Here is a 25,303-nt window from a genome sequence, read left to right as displayed (position 1 = left end):
CCGAAAGGTGGGGCCTATGCCGTCCCTGGCCTTTGCCCGCCGCGCTACTGCGGAGCCAGGTTAAGCTCGCCTCCGTCACTTGCAGGATCCGTTCCGCAGATGCCGTCGGCAAGGAAGAACTCGTCGTTGATCTTGAGCACAAGCGCGACAGCGGTGCGAAGGGCGATCAGGTAGTTCTGGAAGTGCTCATCCTCTCGTTCCCGCTCGGCTTGTGTGCCGTGGAGGTACCGGTTCCGCAGATTGAGCCCGTTGCTGAAATCCACCGCGTTGAGCGTGTAGTTAAAGTAGTCGGCCTCAGCCTCGGTGAGCAGGGACGAGCGGCGTGTAACCCAGCCGTTCGTGACCATCGCGTCGACTGCTTTCTGCCCTTCCTTGGGTAGGCAATAGTAAGCGGCGGCGGTCGTCGCGAAGAGCGCCGCGAGCACGCGCAGCTGCGCGAAACTGGCGATACGGACTCTCGTCCCCGTGTTCTGAAGGACGCCTCGATCGACCAAAAAATCGACGATCGGCTTCTGATAATCCTCGAAGTCGTCGTATGAAACATTGTGCTCGATGAGGAGCTGGGCAGCGGTGTCGGCGTTGAGCGTGTCACTGATGTAGTGCAGTTGCGACTGGTCGGAGAAGAGAAGGTGGAGGATCGCGTTGATGTCGGAGCCGGTCGCCGGGTAGACGTACTTGCCGGGTAGGAGACTTGGTAGGTCCTTATACTTGACGAGGTTGGTGCTCACCGAGAGGAGTTCCCTGTCGATCTCTCCTTCGTTCACGAACAGCATGAACTGAGCGGCCGAGCTTTCCATCTCGGCGAACAGGTGTCGTACTCGTTCCAGGTGCGACGAGCTTCGCGTGGACGCTGCGAATGAGAAGCCGACCGCCGCGAATTCGGTCGCGAGGTAGGTCTCAAAGAACCACGCGAACACCTCCTCGAGGCTCGTGCCCTTCGCGTCGAGGAACGCGTTGTAGGCCTGCGTTTGGAGGAGCGTTCGCATGTCTGTCGCGCGGAACTCCACTCCAACCTTGTATTCCTGCTTGCCGGTGGTCCCCATGAACCGTTCCATGACACTGAGCTTGGCCGGGTAGGACGGCATGACCAGAAGGCCGCCCTCGTCGGTGAAGCGGAAGAGGTGTAGGAAGTTGTTGAGGATGCTCGCCTCGTCGAGGGTCGTGCTCAGCCACGCTTTGCTGTATGTGTAGCGGGTTGTCCAGCCGTCAGTTGTGTCGAGCTCAAAGACCTCGGGCTCGACTTGCGTGTCGGAGAGGAACACCTCGCATCCGGCTCTGAGGCCTGTGTTCTCGGCGAAGAACGTGGCAGTGATCTCCTCGATGCGACGCTTCGCGCGCAGCCGGAGCTTCGGATCGAGACCAAGTTCTTTGAGGTCCTTTGCGGTCGCGACGAGCCCAACGTAGTTGGGGTTGGCGTCCTCGCTGTCGATGTAGCGCTCAAGTAGGGCACGGGCGTCGTCAGCTGTGAGGCTGCGCGGGAGATAGAGTTCTTGGCGTTCCGCTGCCTGCAGGTGCTTGCGGATGAGGTACTCCGCGTTGACGGGCTTGGTAAGCAGCTCAATGTGGATTTCGGCGTCGTACGCTCTAACAAGCTTCTTGCTCGTGAGCATTTCGCCGAGACGAACACCTGCCGCTGAGAGCGCCGGCAGCGCGCTAGAACTCTTACAACGGTCATACGCCCCATACCGGCCGAGGAGATCGAGGAGATCTCCTCGATACTGGTGTTCCACTCCCGCTACCGCGTCGGCGAATGTGGCTTCCGTAATCTTCGAGAAGTGCCGGGCGACCATGCCGTGGATTGTCGGGATACGTGCCTTGGCGCTGGCAACCTGCTCATCGCTGTATTCGGCAGGAAGCAACGCGTACTCGAGGTAGCGCTGAACGTTGTGGAGCTCGAGGATGTCCGTGGTGTCAGCGGGTGCGTGATCTGGGTCGAGGCGCTCCACGAGATCGGTGACGCGCGGGAGATACCAGCCGATTGAGAGGTCGTTGATGCTGAAGAACCGTACCCGCCGCGTTGCAGAGTCATCGTTGCTCACCATCGCATTCTTGTCCCTCTGGGACTCAAACCGGCGTTGGACACGCTCGCCATCTGGCCTCCATCGTGGTGGCCAGCGTGGCAGTCCGGTACTAGCACGGCAGTCGACCTGGCTGCTCGCTGACGGCTGCTAGCGTGGCGACCATCACGCAGGCGCGAGACGCGTGTTTGGCTGGTAATCCAAGTCAACTTGCTTACCATCGCCGGACGCACCCCTCCGCCTAACAATGACCGGCGCGAACTGTGCGGTCATCGTGTGGCTCGTCAGCACCACGGTCGCAGCACTCGGCGTTGGGCGGAAGCTCAGGATCGCCTGTGCCCTGCTGTGCCTCGTCGCCTTCGTGGTCCTCGTGACGCCCCAACCGAGCGTGCAACGGGCGGCACTCATGGCTGCCTTCGTCCTGATGATGGGCGGCTTCGGGCGGCCGATCCGTGGCCTCGCCGCGCTGTCGCTGGCGGTGGTCGTCCTCCTCGTCGCCGACCCCTGGCTGGCCGGGCAGTACGGGTTCGGGCTCTCGGTGCTCGCCACCAGCGGTCTGCTGCTCCTGAGCGGACCCCTCACAGACCTGCTGGATAGGTGGCTGCCGCGAGGTATCGCGGCCCTCATCGCGATCCCGGCAGCCGCCCAGCTCGCCTGCCAGCCGATGCTCCTCCTCCTCGACCCCGCGATCCAGCTCGGCGGTGTCCCCGCGAACCTGCTCGCGGGTCCGGCCGCCGCGCCCGCGACCATGCTCGGGCTGCTCGCCTGCCTGCTGATCCCGTTCGCGCCACCACTCGCACTGCTCGTCGCATGGCTCGGTTGGGTGCCCGCGACCTGGATCGCCGCGGTGGCCCGGTGGTTCGAGGGCGTCCCTGCTGCGCGGGTGCCCTGGCCGGAGGGACCACTCGGCGTCGTGCTCGTCACCGTGCCGACGGCCCTGATCGCCACGCTCCTGCTGTTCCGCCGGGAACTGCCCCCGCGGTGGTCGAGGATGATCGGGGTGGCGGTGGTCGTGTCGCTCGTGGCACTGTGCGGTCGGGCGGTCGGGGACGGACTCGGCCCGGCCCTGCACCGGCCGGGCGACTGGATCGTCGCCGCCTGCGACGTCGGTCAGGGCGACGCGGTCCTCCTGCGACAGGGCGCCTCCACCGCGCTCGTCGATGTCGGGCCCGACCCAGAACCGCTCCGCGCGTGTTTGGACGAGCTCGGGGTCTCCCGCATCGAGCTGCTCGTCCTCACCCACTACGACCTCGACCACGTCGGAGGCCTCGACGCGATCGTCGGTCGGGTCGACGAGGTGCTGCTCGGGCCGGTCGACGACCCCGAGGACGAGCGCATCGCCCGAGTGCTCCGAGCGGGCGGTGCCGAGGTGCGACAGGCCGGCGCCGGGGACCAGGGAGTGCTGGGGGAGCCGGAGAGCGCGGCGCCGTGGCGCGTCCTGTGGCCGGACCCCGCGGCAGGCGGCGTCGAACCGGGGAACGATGCGAGCGTGGTGGTCCGGTTCGATCTCCTCGATGCATCGGTGCTGCTGCTCGGCGACCTCGGTGAGGAGGCACAGGACCGGCTACTCGGTCGGCACACGCTCGGGGACGCGGTCGACATCGTCAAGGTGTCGCATCACGGTTCGGCCGATCAGAGCGACCGTCTGGCGCGCCGGGTGGGCGCGACGGTGGCGCTCGTCTCCGTCGGGGCCGACAACGGCTACGGGCATCCGACACGCTCAGCGCTCGAGCTCTACGAGGCCACCGGGGCCGAAGTCCTCCGCACGGACGAGTCGGGGACCATCGTCCTCGGCCCGGGCGACGGTGGCGGGTTCCGCGTGTGGTCGGAGCGCGGCGGGTGAGCCGCCTACCCGGCCCGCCTGACGTCGGCGGTCGCCGGTAGACTCGGACGGTCGAGAGGAGCCGCTGTGGCTGCACCACGTTCCGCCGGTCGCGGGAAGGCGAAGACGGCGGCCAAGGCCTCGGCGGCGATCCCGCAACTCGGCTGGTCCGAGATCCGCCCGGCGCCGATCGTGTTGGTGTCCGGCACGGAGTCCTTCCTGGCCGACCGGGCGATCCGCCGGCTGCGCGACTTCCTCGTCTCCGAAGACCCCTCGCTCGAGGTCAACGACGTCGCCGCCGACAGCTACGCCCCGGGCGAGCTGCTCACGGTGGCAAGCCCGTCGCTCTTCGGTGAGCCCCGGCTCGTCCGCGTCAGCCAGGTCGAGAAGTGCTCCGACCAGTTCCTCACCGAAGCCATCCGATACCTCGAAGCACCGCCGGAGGGCGCCTACCTCGTGCTGCGGCACAACGGAGGCGTGCGCGGCAAGAAGCTGCTCGACGCCATCCGCGCGGGCACCGGTGGCGGTGTCGAGATCGTCTGCACCGAACTCAAGCGGGACAGCGACAAGGCCGACTTCGCCGCGGCTGAGTTCAAGACAGCCGGTCGGCGGATCACGCCCCAGGCGCTCCGGGCACTCGTCGGAGCCTTCTCCGACGACCTCGCCGAGCTCGCAGCCGCGTGCAGTCAGCTCATGGCCGACGCGTCCGAGGAGATCACCGAGCAGACGGTCAACAAGTACTACGGCGGTCGACTCGAGACGAGCGCGTTCGACGTCGCCGACGCCGCGATCGCCGGACGACACGGGGAAGCGCTGCTCGCCCTGCGGCAGGCGCTCGACTCGGGTGCCGACCCCGTGCCGATCGTCGCCGCGTTCGCGATGAAGATCCGCACGATGGCCAAGGTGTCGTCGGCACGCGGCGGGTCCGGGCAGATCGCGCAGCAGTTCGGCCTCGCGCCGTGGCAGGTCGACCGCGCCCGTCGGGACCTGTCCGGTTGGACGGACGCCGGCATCGGCCGCGTGGTGCAGATGCTCGCCGAGACCGACGCCGGCGTGAAGGGCGCGAGCCGCGACCCGGTGTTCGCACTCGAGCGGCTCGTCGGCGTCATCGCGGCACGCGGGGCCGATCTGTCGGAGCGGTAGCGCGCCGAGCTGGCCGTGGTGGCGGGCGGCCCTTCGACAAGCTCAGGGACCCGTATGCGCTCAGGGACCCGAGTACGCTCAGGGTCCCGTGTGCGCTCAGGGTCCCGTGTGCGCTCAGGGACCCTTGTGCGCTCAGGGAACGGAATGCCCCGGGAACGCGAAAGGCCCCGCACGTTCCGAGGAACGCCGGGGCCTTGCAGCTGGTGTCGCTTAGAGCGCGTTGACCTGCTTGGCGATGGCCGACTTGCGGTTCGCTGCCTGGTTCTCGTGGATGACGCCCTTGCTCACGGCCTTGTCGAGCTTCTTCGAGGCGAGCTTGAGAGCGGACTCAGCCTGAGCCTTGTCGCCGGCGACGACGGCCTCACGGGTTGCGCGGATGGCGGTCTTCAGCTGGCTCTTGACGGCCTTGTTGCGCTCGTTGGCCTTCTTGTTGGTGCCGATGCGCTTGATCTGCGACTTGATGTTTGCCACGTTGGGTCAACTTTCGGTTCGAGGAAATGATGTTCGGTGCCGTCGGACGGAAGAGGGCGTCTTCAAGCGAGTTCTCGTGTGGTCTCAACTCACACGCAAGCCAACAGGCAACATTACCAGTCGGGCTGAGTTCTGGCAATCCAGGGTACCGCAGCGCGGGTGCTCCCCGCCGTGGGACAATGAGGGTTGCCCGATTCCACCCCTGACCCCGAGGAACGCGTGAGCCCCCAAGCAGTGAAGGCCCTCGAGCCGGCATCGACCGACCCGGCGTTCATCCGGAACTTCTGCATCATCGCCCACATCGACCACGGCAAGTCGACCCTGGCGGACCGCATGTTGCAGATCACCGGCGTCGTCTCGGACCGCGACATGCGGGCACAGTACCTCGACCGTATGGACATCGAGCGCGAGCGCGGCATCACCATCAAGAGCCAGGCCGTGCGCATGCCGTGGTCGCTCAACGGCGAGACCTTCGCGCTCAACATGATCGACACCCCCGGGCACGTCGACTTCACCTACGAGGTCTCGCGGTCGCTCGCCGCGTGCGAGGGCGCGATCCTCCTCGTCGACGCCGCTCAGGGTATCGAGGCGCAGACGCTCGCGAACCTCTACCTCGCTCTCGAGAACGACCTCGAGATCATCCCGGTGCTCAACAAGATCGACCTCCCGGCGGCCGACCCCGACAAGTACGCGAAGGAGCTCGCGAGCCTCATCGGCGGCGAGCCCGAAGACGTCCTGCGGGTGTCCGGCAAGACCGGCATGGGTGTCGAGGACCTCCTCGACCGCGTCGTCGGACGCATCCCGAACCCCGTGGGCGACCCGGACGCACCCACGCGCGCCATGATCTTCGACTCCGTCTACGACACCTACCGTGGCGTCGTCACCTACGTCCGCATGATCGACGGCCAGCTGAGTCCGCGTGAGCGTATCCAGATGATGTCCACGCGCGCGGTGCACGACCTCCTCGAGATCGGCGTCAGCTCGCCGGAACCGACGCCCACCAAGGGCCTCGGCGTCGGTGAGGTGGGCTACCTCATCACGGGCGTGAAGGACGTCCGGCAGTCGAAGGTCGGCGACACCGTCACGACCGCGGTGAAGCCGGCGACCGACGCCCTCCCGGGCTACACCGACCCGAAGCCGATGGTCTTCTCCGGTCTGTACCCGATCGACGGCAGCGACTACCCGATCCTCCGCGACGCGCTCGACAAGCTGAAGCTCTCCGACGCCTCGCTCAACTATGAGCCGGAGACCTCCGTCGCCCTCGGTTTCGGGTTCCGCGTCGGCTTCCTCGGCCTCCTGCACCTCGAGATCGTGACCGAGCGGTTGCAGCGCGAGTTCGACCTCGACCTCATCGCCACCGCGCCGTCGGTCACCTACGAGGTGAAGACGGAGGACAAGCAGGTCGTCACCGTCACCAACCCGAGCGAGTTCCCCTCCGGCAAGATCCTCGAGGTGTCCGAGCCGATGGTCAAGGTGGGCATCCTCGCCCCCAAGGACTACGTCGGCACCATCATGGAACTCTGCCAGAGCCGTCGAGGTGCGCTGCTCGGCATGGAGTACCTCGGCGAGGACCGCGTCGAGCTGCGGTACACGATGCCGCTCGGTGAGATCGTCTTCGACTTCTTCGACCACCTGAAGAGCCGGACGCAGGGGTACGCGTCGCTCGACTACGAGCCCTCCGGCCAGCAGGCAGCCGACCTCGTGAAGGTCGACATCCTCCTGCAGGGCGACCAGGTCGACGCGTTCAGCGCCATCGTCCACCGCGAGAAGGCGTACGCCTACGGTGTGCTCATGACCGAGCGCCTGAAGAAGCTCATCCCGCGCCAGCAGTTCGAGGTGCCGATCCAGGCTGCCATCGGTGCGCGGATCATCGCCCGCGAGTCGGTCCGTGCCATGCGCAAGGACGTCCTGGCCAAGTGCTACGGCGGTGACATCACCCGCAAGCGCAAGCTCCTCGAGAAGCAGAAGGAGGGCAAGAAGCGGATGAAGATGGTCGGCAAGGTCGAGGTGCCCCAGGAGGCGTTCATCGCAGCGCTCTCCGGGGACGTGGAGACGAAGGACAAGAAGTGAACGCACGACGCAGTTCGTTCGAGGACGAAGCGGTCGACTACGCGGCCGTCGGCGCTACCCAGCGGACCGACCTCATGCAGTACCCGCCGGAGGGCTACGTGCCGGCGGAGGACGAGTTCCGCCTCGGGAGCGGAGAGGAACGCTTCGCCCTCGCGAGCAGCGCCCTCCTCACCTGGGGACTGCACCGTTCGAGCGGCGTGGATATCTCCGAGGTGCACCCCGGCACGGGCGTGCAGTACGGCGGCATCGCCTTCGCCGAGGACGGTACACCGCTGGAACCCATCGAGACGCACCAAGAACAGCGCTTCGCCGAGGACGGCACGCCGTTCATCACCCCGGGCACGACCGTCGTCTTCGCCGGCACCGTCGGCGGGGAACCGCTCGTCGGGCCGCATCGCGTCATCTCCGTCACCGAGGAGCCGGGTCACGTGAGCCTGGCCATCGGCACGATGGAGGGTGATCCGGAGAGCGGTGAGCAGTCCTTCACGATCGAGCAGCGCGAGGACGACTCCGTCTGGATCGTCGTGCGCTCGTTCTTCCGCCCGACGAAGGGTGCCGCGAAGCTCGTCGGCTCCAAGCGTCGCCGCAAGACCATGAACGACGCCTACCTCCGCGCACTCCTGCCGTCGCGCGGCGTCTGAGCGACGGACCGTGCCGAGCGCCCTTCCACTCGCCGATCCGGCGCCGTCCGACGGACTCCTCCCGGAGACGGCGGCCGTCGGTGCCCACGAGCGCAACTTCGGGGTCTACCTGCACGTCCCGTTCTGCCGGGTCCGATGCGGCTACTGCGACTTCAACACCTACACGGCGACCGAGCTCCGCGGCGCGAAGCAATCGGACTACGCCGACGAGGCGGTCGCGGAACTCCGCTTCGGCAAGTCCGTCCTGGCGTCATCGACCGTCCCCGACCGACCGGTCTCGACCGTGTTCTTCGGTGGCGGCACGCCGACCCTCCTGCCTGCCGATGACCTCGTCCGGATGCTCCGTGGCGTGACGGACAACTTCGACCTCGCGCCCGGCGCCGAAGTGACGACCGAGGCGAACCCCGACTCCGTCGACGCCGCCTACCTCCGCACGCTCGCCGAAGCCGGATTCACTCGGGTGTCCTTCGGGATGCAGTCCGCGGTGCCGAGCGTGCTCGCCACCCTCGAGCGCACGCACGATCCGGCTCGGGTGCCGCTCGTCGTGCAGTGGGCTCGCGAAGCAGGCCTCGGCGTCAGCCTGGACCTCATCTACGGGACGCCGGGGGAGACCCTGGCCGACTGGCGCGTCTCACTCGAGACGGCGATCGCCTGCGCACCGGACCACGTGTCGGCCTATTCGCTCATCGTCGAACCCGGGACGAAACTCGCGCGCCAGATCCGCTCGGGCGTGGTGGGGACACCCGACGAGGACCTGCAGGCCGACATGTACGAGCTCGCCGACGATCTCCTCACCGAGGCCGGCTACGGCTGGTACGAGGTCAGCAACTGGGCGACGGACGACACACACCGCTCCCGGCACAACCTCTCCTACTGGACCGGCGAGGACTGGTGGGGTGTCGGCCCGGGCTCGCACAGTCACGTCGGCGGGGTGCGCTGGTGGAACGTCAAGCACCCGGCGGCGTACGCCCAGCGGATCGCGGCGGGGGAGTCGCCGGCCGCCGGGCGGGAGACCCTGGACGACGAGACGCGGGAACTCGAACGCATCCTGCTGCTCACCCGCACGCGGGACGGCATCCCGATCCGGACGCTCGCCCCCGAGGCTCGTACGGCGGTCGCCGGGCTCATCGCCGAGGAACTGGTCGACGCACGGCAGGCCCTGCTCGGACGGCTGGAGCTCACGCGCCGCGGACGGCTCCTCGCCGACGCGGTCGTCCGCCGTCTGGTCGGCGACTGACCCTGCCCGAGGCGTAGAACAGCCCCGCCCGGCGGACCGGACGGGGCTGTGCTCGTACTCGACGGATCAGGCCTTGATGAACTGGATCGTGAGCGGGTAGCTGTACAGCTCACCCTTGTTCGCCTTGATCGCGGCGATGATGCTGAACACGATCACGACGACGTAGACGGCGATGATGATGAACAGACCCACGACGACGATCGTCAGGATCGAGCCGACCACGAGCGCGATCAGCATCGTCAGCTGGAAGTTCAGCGCGGTGAGCGTGTGCGCCTTGATGAACGGGCCGCGGTCCTTGAGGACCAGGTAGCCGATCAGCGGGGGGATGAATCCGAAGAAGATCCCACCGATGTGGATGAGCGTCGACCAGAGCTTCTCGTCCGACGGGCTCATGGGCTGAGCTGCTGCGTACGGCTGCTGGTACTGCGGGGCGCCTGCGGGCGGCGGCGGGTAGGAGCCGGCAGCGGGCGGCGGCGGCGCGTAGCCACCGGCGGGCGGGGGCGGGTAGGCGCCTGCGGGCGGCTGCTGCGGAGCTGCGGGAGGGGGCGTCGCGCCATCTCCTGCAGGCGGAACCGACCCGCCCTTCGCTGGGTCGACGGGCGGCTGAGCGTTCGGATCGGACATCTTCGCACCTTTCACGGAGAGTGATATTCAATTGGTCCAGCTGAGCGTATCGCACCAGGTGTCGCTCATCAGGGACCCACGCCTGCGGCCAACGGTATTCCCGCGGCACGGGGCCGCGCAAGGGACGGCTGCGCGGAGGCCACGATATGATTGGCAGTCAGGGTCTTCGAGTGCTGATGGTCGGCGCTCCGAGGTGGATGACGGGAGGAGATCGAGATGGTGTCGGATCGCGGTCTCGAAGTGCTCCGCGTCATCGTGCAGGACTACGTCGCCTCGCGAGAGCCCGTCGGGTCCAAGACGATCGTCGACCGCCACTCCTTCGGGGTCTCCGCAGCCACCATCCGCAACGACATGGCGCAGCTCGAGGACGAAGAGCTCATCGCTGCCCCCCACACCTCCTCCGGCCGGGTGCCGACCGACAAGGGCTACCGGATGTTCGTCGACCACCTGGCCGACCGCCGTCCGCTGAACAACGCCCAGCGGACGGCGATCGAGACCTTCCTCGGTGCGTCCGGCGACCTCGACGAGGTCCTGCACCGCACGGTGCGGCTGCTCTCACAGCTGACGAACCAGGTCGCGCTCGTGCAGTACCCGATGTTCTCCCGGGCACGTGTCCGGCATCTCGAATTGGTGAGCGTCACCCCGAACCGTGTGCTCGCGGTCATCATCCTCGACAACGGCCGCGTCGAGCAGCGGCTCATCGAGACGGAGAGCCCGGTCGACGACGACCTCATCTCGCGTCTCCGCTCGCTGTGCAACGAGGCGGTCGCGGGCCGTCCACTCCTCGACGCCCACGACGCGATCGGCGACGTCCCCGCCGACATCGCCGATCTCGACCGCGCGGCGGCCGTCCGCATCGTCGACGCGGTGCGCGAACAGCTCTCGGCGCAGCGCCAGGACCGCCTCGTCATGGCCGGCGCCGCCAACCTCGCCCGCACCGAAGACGACTTCCCCGGCAGCATCTATCCGGTCCTGGACGCCATCGAGCAGCAGGTCGTGCTGCTCCGGCTCTTCGGTGAGATGGAGTCCGAGCGCGACGGCGTGGTCGCCAGCATCGGGCGGGAGAACGCGTCGTTCGGCCTCGAGACCACGAGCGTCCTCGCCGGGAACTACCGTTCCTCTGGTGGCGAAATCGCCCGGCTCGGCGTCCTCGGCCCCACGAGAATGGACTACGCGAGCAACATGGCTGCGGTCCGCGCCGTCGCCAGGTACCTCTCGCGCATCCTCGACGCCGAGTGACGCATCCTCGTCGCGTCCCCCAACACCTTCCGCACCTCGAACGAAAGGCCCTCAGTGGCTGACTACCCCGACCACTACGCAGCACTCGGTGTCGCCAAGGAGGCGACGCCCGAGGAGATCAAGAAGGCGTACCGCCGCCTCGCTCGCGAACTGCACCCCGATGTGAACCCGGGTTCCGACGCCTCAGAGCGGTTCAAAGAGGTCACCCACGCCTACGACGTGCTGAGCGACCCCAAGCAGCGCCAGCAGTACGACCTCGGTCCGCAGGCGGGTGGGTTCGGCGGAGGTGACGCCGGGTTCGGCGGCTTCGGCGACATCTTCGACACCTTCTTCGGCGGGGGTGGCCAGCAGCGCGGACCCAAGTCCCGCCGCGCACGCGGCGAGGACGCTCTGTTGCGCGTCGAACTCGACCTCGACGAGGTCATCTTCGGCACCCACCGCGACCTCGAGGTCGACACCGCCGTGCTCTGCAGCACCTGCAACGGCTCCTGCTGCCAGCCCGGCACCTCACCGGTGACCTGCGACATCTGTCACGGCACCGGCTCCATCCAGCGGGCCGTCCGCTCGCTGCTCGGCAACGTCATGACCTCGGCGCCCTGCGGCACCTGCCGCGGCTACGGCACGATCATCGCGACCCCGTGCGTCACCTGCCAGGGTCAGGGCCGGCTCCGTGCCCGCCGCACCGTCTCGGTCGACATCCCGGCCGGTGTCGACACCGGTCTGCGTCTGCAGATGCCGGGGAGCGGCGAGGTCGGCCCGGCAGGCGGCCCGAACGGCGACCTCTACCTCGAGATGAAGGTCAAGCACCACGACGTCTTCAGCCGCGACGGCGACGACCTGTTGTGCACGCTCGAAGTCCCGATGACCGACGCCATCCTCGGCCGCCAGGTCACCGTCCACGCGCTCGACGGCGACGTCGAGGTCGAGCTGCGACCGGGCGTTCAGAGCTCGGAGGTCATCACGGTCAAGGACCGCGGCGTCACGCGCCTCCGCGGGAACAGCCGGGGTGACCTCAAGATCGGCGTCCAGGTCGTCACCCCGACGAAGCTCGACCACCGCGAACGCGAGCTGATCAAGAGCTTCGCCTCGGGACGACGCCAGGGTGCTCCGGCGCTCGCGCAGTTCCAGCAGGGCCTGTTCGCGAAGATCCGCGACCGCTTCCACGGCGTCGGTTGAGATGAGTTCGCTGTACCTCCGCGAGGACCTCGAATCGACCGGTGTCGGCGACTCGGTGACCCTCCGTGGGCCCGAGGCGAAGCACGCCGTCGCCGTGAGTCGGCTGCGGGTCGGCGAGACGACGTCGATCGGCAACGGTCGTGGCCTGATCGCGACCGGACCGGTCGTGCGCAGCGAGCCGGGCGAGTTGGAGATCCGCGTCGAATCGGTCGTGGTGCATCCGGAGAACCGTCCCGGGCTCGTCCTCGTGCAGGCGCTGGCCAAGGGCGATCGCGACGAACTCGCCATCCAGGCGGCGACCGAGCTGGGTGTCGACCGCATCGTCCCGTGGGGTGCCGAGCGCAGCATCTCCAGGTGGCAGGGCGACAAAGCGGTCAAGGGCCGTGCGCGCTGGCAGCTCATCGTGCGCGAGGCGTCGAAGCAGTCGATCCGCGCCCGGGTACCTGAGGTGGCCGAGGTCGTCGACACCCGTGGACTCGCGGCGATCGTCGCCGGCCGGACCGTCCTCGTCCTCGAACCCAGCGCGGCACTCGCGCTCTCGGAGCTCGACCCGTCGGCACTGCTCGTCGAGGAACTCGTCCTCGTCGTCGGTCCGGAGGGCGGCATCTCGCCGACGGAGCGGGAGCGGCTCGAAGCGGCCGGCGCGATCGAGGTCCGGATCGGCTCGGGCGTCCTGCGCACCTCGACGGCAGGGCCTGCGGCGATCGCCGCCCTCAACGTGCTGCTCGGTCGGTGGTGACGATCCAACAGCCCGCGCACGAGGCCGCCACGAACCTTAGACTGGTGGACATGAGTGAAGCACCGTCGGTATTCAGCCGCATCGTGTCGGGGGAGATCCCGACGACCCTCCTCGCCGAGACCGATCGGGTGATCGCGTTCGCCGACATCGCACCACAGGCGCCCGTGCACCTCCTCGTCGTCCCGAAGACCGCCGAGTACCGCGACGTCGTGGAGTTGGCCGCTGGCGACCCCTCCTTGCTCGCTGAGATGGTCGAGGTGGCGTCGTCGCTCGCGAAGGAGCACACCGGTGGCGAGTTCCGACTCGTCTTCAACACCGGCGAGTCCGCCGGGCAGACGGTCTTCCACGTGCACGCGCATGTCCTCGGTGGTCCCCTGCAGGAGGGCACCCTTGGCGGAGCCTGAGTCCTCGAACCCAGACCACCCCACCGCCGCTCGGCCGGAGGAGGTCGAGCACGTCCTCCTGGTGGACGGGCTCGCCATGGTCCGTCTCCTCGGCCCACAGGACCGACTCCTGACGACCGTCGAGCGCGAACACCCCGGTGTCTCGGTGCACGTGCGCGGCAATGAGATCACCATCACCGGCCCGGCGCCGCAGGCCGACGCCGCCAGACGACTCGTAGAGGAACTCATCACCATGGTCCGAGAAGGACACGACCCGGGGCCGGCGGAGGTCAGCACCTCCGCCCGCATGCTCGGGCAGGACGGCTCGGCCTCCCCGTCGGAGGTGCTCGGGCAGGTCATCCTCACCTCGCGTGGCAAGACGATCAAGGCGAAGACCGTCGGGCAGCGGGCGTACGTCGACGCGATCGACGAGAACACGATCGTGTTCGGCATCGGCCCGGCCGGTACCGGCAAGACGTATCTCGCGATGGCGAAGGCTGTGCAGGCGCTGCAACGCAAGGAGGTCAACCGGATCATCCTGACGCGCCCGGCCGTCGAGGCCGGCGAGCGACTCGGGTACCTCCCGGGCACGCTGACGGACAAGATCGACCCGTACCTGCGTCCGCTCTACGACGCGCTCAACGAGATGATGGACCCGGAGATCGTCCCGAAGCTCCTCGCGGCCGGCACGATCGAGGTCGCACCGCTCGCCTACATGCGCGGCCGGACCCTCAACGACTCGTTCATCGTCCTCGACGAGGCGCAGAACACCACGCCGGAGCAGATGAAGATGTTCCTCACCCGGCTCGGGTTCGGGTCCAAGATCGTCGTGACCGGCGACGTCACGCAGATCGACCTGCCGACCGGCGCGTCCGGTCTGCGACTCGTGACCCGCGTGCTCAAGGACGTCGACGACATCCACTTCTCCCAGCTCACGAGCGAGGACGTCGTCCGCCACACCCTCGTCGGTCGGATCGTCGACGCCTACGGCGAGTACGACGCCGTCCGACAGGCGCAGCGGTTCGAGCGCGAGCAGGCCGCCGAGTTCGCCAACCGCGCCGAGCGTCGCGGCGCCGCCAGAGACCACCAGCCGAAGCGAGGACGCTCATGACCATCGAGATCAACAACGAGTCCGGCGTCGCCGTCGACGAATCGCGCATCCTCGCCCTGGCGTCGTTCGCGCTCGACGCGATGCATGTGAGCCCCGATGCCGAGCTCGCCATCGTCCTGGTCGACGAGGGCGCCATGGAGCAGTTGCACGTCCAGTGGATGGACGAGCCGGGACCGACCGACGTCCTGAGCTTCCCGATGGACGAGCTCCGTCCCGGCACCGAGGAGAACCCGACGCCGCCCGGGCTGCTCGGCGACATCGTGCTCTGCCCGCAGGTCGCCGAGACGCAGGCGGCCGCCGCGAAGCACTCGACGATGGACGAACTCCAGCTCCTCACCTGCCACGGTGTGCTCCACCTGCTCGGGTACGACCACGCGGAGCCCGACGAGGAGAAGGAGATGTTCGGTATCCAGCGGGACATCCTCCTCGCCTTCGCGCTCCAGGAGAGACGACGCAGCAGCTGATGTCCCTCGTCGCCGTCTTCGTCATCGTCGCGTTCCTGCTCGTCGCGTTCGCGGGTCTCATGGCCGCAGCCGACGCCGCGATCGGCGTCCAGTCGGGTGCGGACATCCTCGACCTCGCAGAGGGCGCCCGCTCGGGATCCGCGCTCCGCGCCATCGCGGCCGATCCGGGTGCGCACGTCAACGCGATCAACTTCATCCGGATCCTGGCCGAGACCACGGCCGCCGTCCTCGTCACGCTCGCACTGGCCTCGTCGATCGACGAGTTGTGGCTCGTCCTCGTCCTCGCGGTCGTCATCATGACCGGCACCTCCTTCGTGCTCGTCGGTGCGAGCCCGCGAGGCGTCGGACGGACCCACGCGAGCGGAGTGCTGCGCTTCAGTGCCCCCGCCATCCGTGCCGCACGGGTGGTCCTCGGCCCGGTCGCGAACGTCCTCGTCTCCCTGGGCAACCGGGTGACCCCGGGGTTGCCCCGTTCGGTCTCCTTCACCTCGGAGGAGCAGTTGCTGAGCATGGTCGACGAGGCTGCCGCGCACTCGGTCCTCGAGGAGGACGACCGCGAGCTCATCCACTCGATCTTCGAGTTCAACGAGACGCTCGTCCGCGAGGTGATGATCCCGCGCACCGACCTCGTGAGTCTGCAGCGCGATCTCAGCGTGCGCGAGGCGCTCGAGGTGTTCCTGGAGACGGGGATCTCGCGGGCGCCCGTCAGCGACGGCGACATCGACGATCTGGTCGGCATCCTGTACCTGAAGGACCTGGTCCGCGCGATGTTCGGTGGCGACGGCGTCACCGAGGTGGGTTCGATCGAGCCGCTCCTGCGGCCGGCGAGCTTCGTACCCGAGTCCAAGAAGGCCGATTCGCTCCTGCAGCAGATGCAGAAGGAGTCCAACCACATCGCGATGGTCGTCGACGAGTACGGCGGCATCTCCGGTCTCGTCACCCTCGAGGACCTCATCGAGGAACTCGTCGGCGACATCTCCGATGAGTACGACACCGACACCCCCGAGATCACCGATCTGCACGACGGACGGTTCCGGGTCGACGCCCGCCTGCCGGTCGACGAGCTGGGGGAGTTGTTCGGCCTCGAGCTCGACGACGACGACGTCGACTCCGTCGGCGGGCTCCTCGCGAAGGCCCTCGGGAGGTTGCCCGTGGTCGGATCGACGGTGTCGACCAACGGCCTCGAACTCACCGCCGAGCGGGTCGAGGGGCGGCGGGGACGCATCCTCACCGTCATCGCCCAGCGCGACGCCCAGCTGCAGGACGCCCAGCAGGCGTCCACCGACCATCGGGAGCACCCATGAACGACACCACCCCTCCGTCCGACTTCCGAGCGGGGTTCGTGTCCTTCGTCGGGCGTCCGAACGTCGGCAAGTCCACGCTGACCAACGCCCTGGTCGGGGAGAAGGTCGCGATCACGAGTTCGAAGCCGCAGACCACGCGTCGCGCGATCCGCGGGGTCGTCCACCGCGACCACGGCCAGCTCATCGTCGTCGACACCCCCGGCATCCACCGCCCGCGCACGCTGCTCGGCCAGCGGCTGAACGATCTCGTGCAGTCCACGCTCTCCGACGTCGACGTCATCGGGTTCTGCATCCCAGCCAACGAGAAGCTCGGCCCGGGCGACCGCTTCATCAACGAGTCGCTCGACGGCTTCCCGCGCGCGAAGAAGGTTGCGATCGTCACGAAGACCGACACCGCCAGCCGGACGACGATCGCGGAGCAGCTGCTCGCGATCTCGGAACTCCGAGACTGGGACGCGGTCATCCCGCTGTCCGCGGTGACCGACGACCAGCTCGACATCCTCGTCACCGAGGTCACGAAGCTCATGCCGCTGTCGGAACGCCTCTACCCGACCGAGGCCACCACTGACGAGACGGTCATCGACCGCGTGTCCGAACTCATCCGCGAGGCCGCGCTCGAGGGCATCCAAGACGAGCTGCCCCACTCGCTCGCGGTGACCATCGACGACATGATCCCGCGCGAGGGGACCGACCTGCTCGACATCTACGCGAACGTGTTCGTGGAGCGCGACAGCCAGAAGGCGATCATCATCGGGAAGGGCGGTTCCAGGCTCCGAGAGGTCGGTGCCCGGGCCCGCGCCGGGATCGAGCCGCTCGTCGGATCTCGGGTCTTCCTCTCCATCCGCGTCAAGGTCGCGAAGGACTGGCAGCGCGACCCGAAACTGCTCGGTCGCCTGGGATTCTGACCGGGGATCGATCGCCCGTCGGTGCCGTGCGCCCGCGCGGGTCTGCGCGGGAGTTCTCCGTTGCCTGAATGTGACTTGCGTGTCTGCTTTGGGCCCGCTGTGGAACCCGTCGTCTGGCCGACAGGCTCGCGAGCGCGCGGACATACTGGTCCTCGGGGTCGCGAGAAGGAGTCCGAGTGTTCGACTGGTTGCTGGCCATCAGGCTGGATCGTCCGGAGCTCCTCGTCTGGGTCTGCGGTGCCGCCGTCCTCCTGGCGATCGTCCTGTTGACCGGGCGCCGAACGGTTCGCGGCTGGCTGACGATGATGCTCGTGGCGAGCGGTGGAGCGCTCCTCGCCTATGCCACGGCCTGGTTGCTCGGTGACGTGCTCGACGTCTTCGGGATCGAACTGACGCCGGTCACCCGGGCGTGGGCGGCGGTCGGATTCGCCGGTGCCGCCCTCGCGATCGCGGCGATCGTGCGGACCCGTGCGTGGCGGGTCGTCGTGGCGAGCCTCGCCATCCCAGCCTTCCTGCTCATCGGGGCGATCGGCGTGAACCAGGACTTCGGTGAGTTCGCGACGGTGCGGGCGGCGCTGGGGATCAGCCCGTACCAGTCGTTCTCGGCCCTGCCGGCCGCCCGGGGGACGACGACGACGTGGCAGCGACCCGCCGACCTGCCCAGCGGCGGGCGGGTCGAACACGTGGACATCCCGGCGACGACCTCCGGGTTCGCCCACCGGGACGCGCTCGTCTATCTGCCACCGGCCGCCCTGACCGCACACCCGCCGGCACTGCCCGTCATCGAGGCGTTCAGCGGTCAGCCGGGAGAGCCTGCCGACCTGTTCGCCTCGGCTGGGATCGCGGGGATCCTCGACCGCTTCGCCGCCTCGCATGCGGGTCTCGCACCGATCGTGGTCGTGCCCGACCAGCTCGGCGCTCCAGACCGCAACCCGATGTGTGTCGATGGACCGCTCGGCAACTCGGCGAGCTACCTCACGGTCGACGTCCCCGCGTGGATTTCGACGCACCTCCCGGTGTCCGCATCGCGGACGGACTGGTTCATCGCCGGGTTCTCGCAGGGAGGGACCTGTTCCATCCAGCTCGGTGCCGCGCACCCTGGACGCTACGGCGGCATCCTCGACATCTCGGGGGAGGTCGTCCCGTCCATCGGACCGACGACGATCGCACAGGGCTTCAGCGGGTCGGCGACGGCGTACGAGGCTGCGGCCCCCTCGGCGATCCTCGCCGCACACACCCCGTACGCGGACACCGTCGGCGTCTTCGGCTACGGCAGCGACGACAGCCGCTACGGTCCCGGCGTCCGACGGGTCGCCGCGATGGCCTCGGCCGCCGGCATACGGACGACGACCTTCGTCTCCGACGGGACCGCGCACGACTGGCACACCGTCCACACGGTGTTCGAGCGGGCGCTCCCCGTGATCGCCGCACGATTCGGGCTCGCCTGATGCGCGCGGGGAGGGCGACGCCGTTCGGCCGACTCGTGACCGGCGTGCTCAGGTCGGTGCCGATGAGCATCGGGATCACGGCGCTGGTGCTCGTCGTCAGTGCGTTCGTGTGGCGCACGCCGCCGGTGGCTACGCCCGCCTGGCGGTCGGCGATCCGTGAGGCGGCCGGCGTGGGGTACGAGCAGGTCGTGGTCGACGGACACTGGTGGGCGCTCCTGACCGGTGCCCTGGGAACCGACGGGGTGCTCGGGCTCCTCGCCTTCCTGCTGATCGGCGTCCCCGCGCTGGTGCTCGCCGAGCGACGGTTCGGCGCCGCCAAGACGCTCCTGGCGGTGCTGGTGACCGCGGTCGCCGGGAACGCGCTCGCCATCGGGCTCCAACTCCTCGGCACGCTCGGCGGCGAGTTCTGGAGCGGCGAGGTCGCCCGCATCGTGGCATTCGACCCGGTGGCCGGCGCCCTCGGTGCCCTCGCCGCGTCGAGTGCGTTCCACGGGCCGCTCTGGCGTCGGCGCATCCGCGCGTTCGTCGTCGTCGGCGCCCTGATCGTGCTGCTGTACTCGGGACTCCCGCAGGATCTCGCACGACTGTTCGCAGCGCTGGTCGGCGTCCTGCTCGGGGTCGTGCTCGCCGGTACCACCCCGTCGGTGCGACGCGTGCGGAGCTCGCACCACGAGACCCGGGTGCTCCTGGCGTCCGTCGTCGCGATGATGGGCGTCGGACCGCTCATCACCTTCCTCTCCGGCAGGCACCTCGGTCCGCTCGCGCCGCTCGTGCTCCTGCTCGAACAGAACATCCCGGACGCCGGACGAGTCATCGGGCAGTGCCGTACGGTCGGCGTGTCAGCACAGTGCCTGCGTGACCTCACGCTGGTACGCGTCGACGGCTTCGGAGCGGTGCTCCTCTCGGTGGTCCCCATGATCGCCCTGCTCTTCGCAGCGTGGGGCCTGCTCCGTGGCAGACGCTTCGCGGTCTGGTTCGCCACGGCGATCATGGTGTCCTTCGCCGTCCTGAGTGCGCTGTCGCTCGGAGCGGGGGTGCGACTCCACCCGACGGGACACCCCTCCTCGTTGCTCGGGACGGGGCACGGCGCGCAGCAGCGGTCCGTCGAGATCGCGATCGCGCTGTGGGCGGCGATCCTGCTGCCGCTCGTCGTGGCGACGCTCCTGGTCGTGCTCCGTCGTGGGTTCCCCGTGCGGGCCACCCGACGCAGCGCCTGGGGGTATCTCGCCCTGGTCGGCGCGTCGTGGGTCGTGCTCGCCGCGCTCTTCGTGGTCGTCGCCCTGCTCCAGCCTGGAGGATTCTCGCCGAGGCCCGACGTGTGGGAGGTCCTCCGTGCGGCGCCGGAGCGCTTCGTCCCCGCCGCGTACCTGCGGAACGTCCTTCCGGGCTTCGTGCCGGTCGCCCCGCTCACCGGCGTGGTGTTCCACGCCGTCGGACCCGTCTGGTGGAGCATCATCCTGCTCGGCGCGGTCTGGCCGCTGAGCCGGGTCGCGAACGCCATCGCGCCGGCCGACGAGCGTCGGCTGCGCGAGCTCCTGGCCGAGGGTAGCGACTCCATCGGGCACATGGCCACCTGGCCGGGCAACCTCACCTGGTTCGACCCGCAGCGCAGCGCGGGCATCGCCTACCGGATCGTCGCCGGGGTCGCGGTCACCACGGGCGGCTTCTTCGGGAGGGACCGCCACGAACAGGGGGTCCTCGAGCGGTTCATCGAGCACTGCGAGGACTCGGGCCTGACGGTGGCGTTGTACAGCGTGGACGAGGAGACCGCAGCAGCGCTCCACCGGATCGGTTGGCGCACCGTCCAGGTCGCCGAGGAGACGGTCCTGCACCCGCAGGGCTGGAGCATGGTCGGCAAGCGCTGGCAGGACATCAGATCCTCCGTCAACCGGGCCGACCGCGCGGGGATCACCGCCGTCTGGTCCACCTACGGGGCGCTCGGCGTCGGGCTCGCGGCGCAGATCGCCGAGATCTCCGAGGAGTGGGTCGCCGAGCGGAAGCTGCCCGAGATGGGGTTCACCCTCGGTGGGATCGACGAGCTCGTCGACGAGGAGGTCCGGCTCCTGCTCGCGGTCGACGAGCAAGGACGGCTGCACGGCGTCACGAGTTGGCTCCCGGTGCGGCGCGACGGTCAACTGGTCGGTTGGACCCTCGACTTCATGCGGCGTCGGACGGACGGCATGAACGGCGTCATGGAGTTCCTCATCGCCGAAGCCGCCGCTCGGTTCAAGGAGGACGGCATGGAGGAGATGAGCCTCTCCGGGGCTCCGCTCGCGCGCTCGAGGAGCACCGAGCAACCGGAGACGGACGGGATCGACCGGGTCCTGACGTACCTCGGGAACGTGCTCGAACCCGTCTACGGGTTCCGCTCGCTCCTCGCCTTCAAGGGCAAGTTCCAACCGGAGGAGCGTCCGCTCGTGCTCGGCTACGCGGACCCCCTGACCCTCCCGGCGATCGGCATCGCGGTCGGGCGCGCCTACCTCCCGGACGTGTCCGTGCGAGACCTCGCCTCGCTGGTCACCTGACCGGCGGCGCGGGGGAGTGCTATGCTGACGACGTGTTCTCCGGTCTGCTCCTCCTTAGCTGCCGCGACGAGTCCTAGTTCCAGGCCTCCCTCGTCGCGGAGTTCGTCGTTGGCTCACCCCCAATCCCACGAGGAGATCCCAGGATCATGAAGAACACCCAGACTCCATCAGGCATGCCGGTCCACCGCTACCGCGCCTACCAGGACCAGTTCAGCGTCTCGCTGCCCGACCGCACGTGGCCCGACCGTCGCATCACCGAGGCCCCGCGCTGGTGCGCCGTCGACCTCCGCGACGGCAACCAGGCCCTCATCGACCCGATGAGTCCGGAACGTAAGCGCATCATGTTCGACCTGCTCGTGAAGATGGGCTACAAGGAGATCGAGGTCGGGTTCCCGAGCGCGAGCCAGACCGACTTCGACTTCGTCCGCAGCCTCATCGACGAAGGGGCGATCCCCGAGGACGTCACCATCCAGGTGCTGACCCAGGCCCGCGACCACCTCATCGAACGCACCTACGAGTCGCTGCGCGGCGCGAAGCAGGCGATCGTGCACCTGTACAACTCGACGAGCGTCCTGCAGCGCGACGTCGTGTTCCGCAGCGACAAGCAGGGCATCATCGACCTCGCCCTCCACGGCGCCCGGAAGTGCCGCGAGATGGAGTCGACGGTCCCCGGAACGCAGATCTACTACGAGTACTCGCCGGAGAGCTACACCGGTACCGAGCTCGAGTTCGCCGTCGACATCTGCAACCAGGTGGTCGAGGTCCTCGAGGCGACGCCCGACCGCAAGGTCATCATCAACCTGCCGTCGACGGTCGAGATGGCCTCGCCGAACGTCTACGCCGACTCGATCGAGTGGATGAGCCGCCACCTCGCCAACCGCGAGAACATCATCATCTCCCTGCACCCGCACAACGACCGCGGGACCGCGATCGCGGCAGCCGAGCTCGGCTACCTGGCCGGCGCCGACCGGATCGAAGGGTGCCTCTTCGGGAACGGTGAGCGCACCGGCAACGTCGACCTCGTCGCGCTCGGCATCAACATGTTCACGCAGGGTGTCGACCCGCAGATCGACTTCAGCGACATCGACGAGGTCAAGCGGACGGCCGAGCACTGCAACCAGCTGCCGGTGCACGAGCGGAGCCCGTGGGCGGGCGACCTCGTCTTCACGGCCTTCAGCGGTTCTCACCAGGACGCGATCAAGAAGGGCTTCGAGGCGATGTCCGTCGACGCCGTCTCCCAGGGCAAGGACGTCGCCGACCTCGAATGGGCCGTGCCGTACCTGCCGGTCGATCCGCAGGACCTGGGGCGCAGCTACGAGGCCGTGATCCGCGTGAACTCCCAGTCGGGCAAGGGCGGCGTCGCCTACCTGCTCAAGACCGATCACGCGATCGACCTGCCGCGTCGCCTGCAGATCGAGTTCTCCGGCGTCGTCCAGGCGAAGACCGACGCCGAGGGCGGCGAGGTGACGAGTAGCCAGATCTGGTCGATCTTCCAGGACGAGTACCTTCCGGCGACGGTCGCGGACGCCAAGTGGGGTCGGTTCGAACTGCAGTCCACGAAGACGTCGAGCGACCTCACCGGCACGGTGGTCCTCGAGGTCGCCCTTCGCGACGGCGAGCGGGTCGAGGAGCGCACCTCGACCGGCAACGGTCCGATCGCGGCCTTCCTCAACCTGCTCTCCGGGCGCGGCATCGAGGTCACGCTGTACGACTACGTGGAGCACACGCTGAGCGCCGGAGGCGACGCCGAGGCGGCCGCCTATGTCGAGCTCCAGGTGAACGACCAGCGCCTCTGGGGCGTCGGCATCGACGGCGACATCGCGACGGCCTCGCTCAAGGCAGTGGTCTCGGCCGTCAACCGTGCCGTGCGCACGCAGGTCGAGGCGCGGGAACTGGCCTCCATCTGACGACGCCGCTGCGCCGGGTCGGCCTTCGGGTCGGCCGGGCGCGGCGTCCCGCTCCGCGGCGTACGCCGGGAGGATGATCTTTCCGGGTGACGACCGATCCGTCAGCGGTCAGGTCGTACGGTTGGAGGATGTTCCGCACGCTCCGGCCCGGCCAGCTGGCCCTCGACATCGCGCTGCCATCGGTGCTGTTCATCCTCACCGCCGCTGCGTACACGACGCGCCCGGCCGGGTACACCATCGTCCTGCTCGGCATGTGCGGTGCACTGGCGCTCCGCCGGCTCGCTCCGGCGATCGCGCTGTCCGTGGCCTGGGCCGCTGCGCTGCTGCAGCTCATCCTCCTGCTCGCGCCGGATCCCGCGAACTTCGCGATCCCGGTCGTGCTCTACGCCGCGGCGAGTTACGGCGGCCGGGTGGTGCGATGGGTCTCCTTCGCATCCGCGTTCGTCGGTGCCGCGCTCATCGCGTTCTACGTGATCGTCGTCCCGAGTTGGACCACGGGCATCGGCGCGGAGATCAGTACCTTCGGTCTGGCGAACGACATGACACCGGTCGCGCAGGTGACGGTCGGACTGTTCATGTTCCTCGCGTTCGCCGCCTTCTTCGGCCTCGCTTGGACCGCAGGCGTCCTCATGCGCACGTGGCGGCTCGCCCGCGAAAGCCGCCAGGCGCAACTCCTGGCCGAGCGCGACGTCGCCGTGGAGCAGGAGCGCAACCGGATCGCGCGCGACATGCACGACGTGGTCGCGCACTCCCTCGCCGTCGTCATCGCCCAGGCCGACGGGGCCCGCTATGCGCTGGCCGCGGACCCGGATTCGGCCGACCAGGCCTTGCGGACGATCTCGAGCATCTCCCGAGAAGCCCTCGCCGATGTCCGGGTGCTCCTCGCGCAGTTGCGGTTCCAGCAGACCGAGGGCCCGCAGCCGGTCATGGCCGACCTCGAGCGGCTCTACGAGCAGTTGCGCGGAGCCGGACTCGACGTGGTGGTCCAGAACCACGGTCAGGAACGACCGGTGGCGACCGGTTCGCAGCTCGCCGTGTACCGCATCATCCAGGAGGCACTCACGAACGCGCTCCGACACGGCGACCATCGTGGGCCGATCGACGTCCATCTCGACTGGACCGGACCCGAGCTGCAGCTCTGGGTCGTCAACCGCGCGAAGCTCGAACCGCCGAAGGCCGGCACGGGGCACGGCCTCGCCGGGATGAACGAGCGCGCTACGCTGGCAGGCGGCAGGTTCGGGACGACCCTGGTGGACGGTCTCTTCACCGTCTACGCATCGATCCCGTACGCGACGGTGGGAGTGACGAGATGACCGATCCGAGTGACGCGACGGCAGCGGGGGCGATCACGATCGCGCTGGTCGACGACCAGGCGCTCTTCCGAGGCGGGATCCGGATGCTCATCGGTTCGCAGCCGGACCTGCGCGTCGTCGGCGAGGCCTCCGACGGGCGTCAAGCGGTCGAACTGGCCGCACGGACACGTCCGCAGGTCATCCTCATGGACGTCCGGATGCCGGTCATGGACGGGATCGAGGCGACGAAGACGATCCTGGCGGAGGCGGATGCGCGCGGGAGCGAGCGTCCTCGGATCGTCGTGCTGACCACCTTCGACCTCGATGAGGCGGCCGCGACGGCCATCCGAGCCGGTGCCAGTGGATTCCTCCTCAAGGACGCGGAGCCGGAATTCCTCCTCGCAGCGATCCGCACCGTCCATGCCGGGAACGCGGTCATCGCCGCGTCGGCCACCCGCGAGCTGTTCGAGCACTTCCAGCAGGCGCCGGCCGCTCCGGCCGCACCGCAGCGCTATGCCGAGCTCACGGCGCGCGAGCGCGAGATCTTCCTCCTCGCGGCGCGCGGATTGAGCAACTCCGAGATCGCCGCCGCCGAGTTCCTCAGCGAGGCGACCGTGAAGACGCACATCAGCCGGATCTTCGCGAAGCTCGAGGTGCGCGACCGGGTCCAGCTCGTCGTGTTCGCCTTCGAGCACGGCCTGGTCTGACGGCGGTCAAACGGGCAACCGCGGAGTGATCGAGGATCATCCCCAGGATGTACCCGGGTCGCTCGTGCGCCCGACGC

At 68.5% G+C, this 25,303-nt stretch carries 21 protein-coding genes; 18 read left to right on the top strand and 3 right to left on the bottom strand.

Annotation, left to right across the window (positions count from 1 at the left end):
• Nucleotides 1-44: 44 nt before the first annotated feature.
• Entirely contained in the window at nt 45-2,039 is a 1,995-nt protein-coding gene (locus tag QRN44_RS11125; RefSeq protein ID WP_285039148.1) for a hypothetical protein, read from the bottom strand.
• A 226-nt stretch (nt 2,040-2,265) separates the two neighbouring features.
• On the opposite strand from QRN44_RS11125, the gene QRN44_RS11120 reads away from it, so the two are divergent.
• Both QRN44_RS11120 and holA read left to right on the top strand, forming a co-directional pair.
• Nucleotides 2,266-3,861, top strand: coding sequence for a ComEC/Rec2 family competence protein (locus QRN44_RS11120; protein ID WP_285039147.1), 1,596 nt, complete (start codon nt 2,266-2,268; stop codon nt 3,859-3,861).
• Nucleotides 3,862-3,927: 66 nt separating this feature from the next.
• On the top strand, nt 3,928-4,983 hold the full coding sequence (holA, locus tag QRN44_RS11115) for a DNA polymerase III subunit delta (RefSeq protein WP_121290966.1): 1,056 nt from the start codon (nt 3,928-3,930) through the stop codon (nt 4,981-4,983).
• 210 nt (nt 4,984-5,193) lie between these two features.
• Here holA and rpsT read toward each other — a convergent pair whose 3' ends face one another.
• The gene (gene rpsT, locus QRN44_RS11110) at nt 5,194-5,454 is read right to left on the bottom strand and encodes a 30S ribosomal protein S20 (protein WP_064295571.1); all 261 of its coding nucleotides are present in this window, start codon (nt 5,452-5,454) and stop codon (nt 5,194-5,196) included.
• Nucleotides 5,455-5,673: 219 nt separating this feature from the next.
• Between rpsT and lepA the strand changes: the two genes are divergently transcribed.
• From lepA to hemW, 3 genes are read left to right on the top strand one after another with little or no spacing between them, the layout of a single operon-like run.
• Nucleotides 5,674-7,524 carry a translation elongation factor 4 gene (gene lepA, locus QRN44_RS11105; protein ID WP_064295570.1) on the top strand — a complete coding sequence of 617 codons (1,851 nt, stop codon included), beginning with the start codon at nt 5,674-5,676 and terminating at the stop codon, nt 7,522-7,524.
• Nucleotides 7,521-8,165, top strand: a complete 645-nt coding sequence (locus QRN44_RS11100) for a DUF1990 domain-containing protein (RefSeq protein WP_285039146.1) — start codon at nt 7,521-7,523, stop codon at nt 8,163-8,165. Before lepA ends, QRN44_RS11100 begins: the two co-directional genes overlap by 4 nt.
• Nucleotides 8,166-8,175: 10 nt before the next feature.
• Nucleotides 8,176-9,402 (top strand): radical SAM family heme chaperone HemW, encoded by a 1,227-nt coding sequence (gene hemW, locus QRN44_RS11095; RefSeq protein WP_064295568.1) that lies wholly within the window; start codon nt 8,176-8,178, stop codon nt 9,400-9,402.
• A 66-nt stretch (nt 9,403-9,468) separates the two neighbouring features.
• Here hemW and QRN44_RS11090 read toward each other — a convergent pair whose 3' ends face one another.
• Nucleotides 9,469-10,026, bottom strand: a complete 558-nt coding sequence (locus QRN44_RS11090) for a DUF4870 domain-containing protein (protein ID WP_234993956.1) — start codon at nt 10,024-10,026, stop codon at nt 9,469-9,471.
• Nucleotides 10,027-10,242: 216 nt separating this feature from the next.
• Here QRN44_RS11090 and hrcA point away from each other — a divergent pair, with 216 nt between their 5' ends.
• The 13 genes from hrcA to QRN44_RS11025 all read left to right on the top strand — a co-directional run bounded on the left by hrcA (nt 10,243) and on the right by QRN44_RS11025 (nt 25,226).
• Nucleotides 10,243-11,265, top strand: coding sequence for a heat-inducible transcriptional repressor HrcA (gene hrcA, locus QRN44_RS11085; protein ID WP_064293628.1), 1,023 nt, complete (start codon nt 10,243-10,245; stop codon nt 11,263-11,265).
• 54 nt (nt 11,266-11,319) lie between these two features.
• Nucleotides 11,320-12,441 (top strand): molecular chaperone DnaJ, encoded by a 1,122-nt coding sequence (gene dnaJ / locus QRN44_RS11080; protein ID WP_064293629.1) that lies wholly within the window; start codon nt 11,320-11,322, stop codon nt 12,439-12,441.
• 1 nt (nt 12,442) lies between these two features.
• Complete coding sequence (locus QRN44_RS11075; protein WP_285039145.1) at nt 12,443-13,180, top strand: 16S rRNA (uracil(1498)-N(3))-methyltransferase; 738 nt, start codon at nt 12,443-12,445, stop codon at nt 13,178-13,180.
• 50 nt (nt 13,181-13,230) lie between these two features.
• Nucleotides 13,231-13,584: an HIT domain-containing protein gene (locus QRN44_RS11070; protein WP_121291134.1), complete on the top strand. Its 354-nt coding sequence runs from the start codon at nt 13,231-13,233 to the stop codon at nt 13,582-13,584.
• 76 nt (nt 13,585-13,660) lie between these two features.
• Entirely contained in the window at nt 13,661-14,674 is a 1,014-nt protein-coding gene (locus QRN44_RS11065) for a PhoH family protein (protein WP_285039355.1), read from the top strand.
• Entirely contained in the window at nt 14,671-15,138 is a 468-nt protein-coding gene (gene ybeY / locus QRN44_RS11060; protein WP_064293631.1) for an rRNA maturation RNase YbeY, read from the top strand. Before QRN44_RS11065 ends, ybeY begins: the two co-directional genes overlap by 4 nt.
• Nucleotides 15,138-16,442 carry a hemolysin family protein gene (locus QRN44_RS11055; RefSeq protein ID WP_285039144.1) on the top strand — a complete coding sequence of 435 codons (1,305 nt, stop codon included), beginning with the start codon at nt 15,138-15,140 and terminating at the stop codon, nt 16,440-16,442. The genes ybeY and QRN44_RS11055 overlap by 1 nt, the downstream gene beginning before the upstream one ends.
• On the top strand, nt 16,439-17,347 hold the full coding sequence (gene era / locus QRN44_RS11050) for a GTPase Era (RefSeq protein ID WP_285039143.1): 909 nt from the start codon (nt 16,439-16,441) through the stop codon (nt 17,345-17,347). The genes QRN44_RS11055 and era overlap by 4 nt, the downstream gene beginning before the upstream one ends.
• Before the next feature lie 176 nt (nt 17,348-17,523).
• A complete protein-coding gene (locus QRN44_RS11045; protein ID WP_121290960.1) occupies nt 17,524-18,795 on the top strand; it encodes an alpha/beta hydrolase in 1,272 nt (423 codons plus the stop codon).
• Nucleotides 18,795-21,320 (top strand): bifunctional lysylphosphatidylglycerol flippase/synthetase MprF, encoded by a 2,526-nt coding sequence (locus QRN44_RS11040; RefSeq protein ID WP_121290959.1) that lies wholly within the window; start codon nt 18,795-18,797, stop codon nt 21,318-21,320. Before QRN44_RS11045 ends, QRN44_RS11040 begins: the two co-directional genes overlap by 1 nt.
• 146 nt (nt 21,321-21,466) lie before the next feature.
• On the top strand, nt 21,467-23,227 hold the full coding sequence (gene leuA, locus QRN44_RS11035) for a 2-isopropylmalate synthase (RefSeq protein WP_121290957.1): 1,761 nt from the start codon (nt 21,467-21,469) through the stop codon (nt 23,225-23,227).
• A gap of 128 nt (nt 23,228-23,355) precedes the next feature.
• On the top strand, nt 23,356-24,540 hold the full coding sequence (locus QRN44_RS11030; protein WP_121290955.1) for a sensor histidine kinase: 1,185 nt from the start codon (nt 23,356-23,358) through the stop codon (nt 24,538-24,540).
• A complete protein-coding gene (locus tag QRN44_RS11025) occupies nt 24,537-25,226 on the top strand; it encodes a response regulator (RefSeq protein WP_071260804.1) in 690 nt (229 codons plus the stop codon). The genes QRN44_RS11030 and QRN44_RS11025 overlap by 4 nt, the downstream gene beginning before the upstream one ends.
• Nucleotides 25,227-25,303 lie beyond the last annotated feature (77 nt).

Origin of the sequence: Plantibacter sp. lyk4-40-MEA-4 (assembly GCF_030209415.1) — a bacterium.
Classification (GTDB): domain Bacteria; phylum Actinomycetota; class Actinomycetes; order Actinomycetales; family Microbacteriaceae; genus Plantibacter; species Plantibacter flavus_A.
Note: the sequence above shows the minus strand (reverse complement) of the source record. Positions and strands in the feature narration are given on the sequence as shown.

Excerpts from the sequence above, each read along its gene's own strand:
- QRN44_RS11120 (WP_285039147.1), top strand. The coding sequence starts at position 2,266 with ATGACCGGCGCGAACTGTGCGGTCATCGTGTGGCTCGTCAGCACCACG.
- QRN44_RS11090 (WP_234993956.1), bottom strand. The coding sequence starts at position 10,026 with ATGTCCGATCCGAACGCTCAGCCGCCCGTCGACCCAGCGAAGGGCGGG.
- hrcA (WP_064293628.1), top strand. The coding sequence starts at position 10,243 with ATGGTGTCGGATCGCGGTCTCGAAGTGCTCCGCGTCATCGTGCAGGAC.
- QRN44_RS11075 (WP_285039145.1), top strand. The coding sequence starts at position 12,443 with ATGAGTTCGCTGTACCTCCGCGAGGACCTCGAATCGACCGGTGTCGGC.
- QRN44_RS11070 (WP_121291134.1), top strand. The coding sequence starts at position 13,231 with ATGAGTGAAGCACCGTCGGTATTCAGCCGCATCGTGTCGGGGGAGATC.
- QRN44_RS11065 (WP_285039355.1), top strand. The coding sequence starts at position 13,661 with ATGGTCCGTCTCCTCGGCCCACAGGACCGACTCCTGACGACCGTCGAG.
- ybeY (WP_064293631.1), top strand. The coding sequence starts at position 14,671 with ATGACCATCGAGATCAACAACGAGTCCGGCGTCGCCGTCGACGAATCG.
- QRN44_RS11055 (WP_285039144.1), top strand. The coding sequence starts at position 15,138 with ATGTCCCTCGTCGCCGTCTTCGTCATCGTCGCGTTCCTGCTCGTCGCG.
- era (WP_285039143.1), top strand. The coding sequence starts at position 16,439 with ATGAACGACACCACCCCTCCGTCCGACTTCCGAGCGGGGTTCGTGTCC.
- QRN44_RS11040 (WP_121290959.1), top strand. The coding sequence starts at position 18,795 with ATGCGCGCGGGGAGGGCGACGCCGTTCGGCCGACTCGTGACCGGCGTG.
- leuA (WP_121290957.1), top strand. The coding sequence starts at position 21,467 with ATGAAGAACACCCAGACTCCATCAGGCATGCCGGTCCACCGCTACCGC.
- QRN44_RS11030 (WP_121290955.1), top strand. The coding sequence starts at position 23,356 with ATGTTCCGCACGCTCCGGCCCGGCCAGCTGGCCCTCGACATCGCGCTG.
- QRN44_RS11025 (WP_071260804.1), top strand. The coding sequence starts at position 24,537 with ATGACCGATCCGAGTGACGCGACGGCAGCGGGGGCGATCACGATCGCG.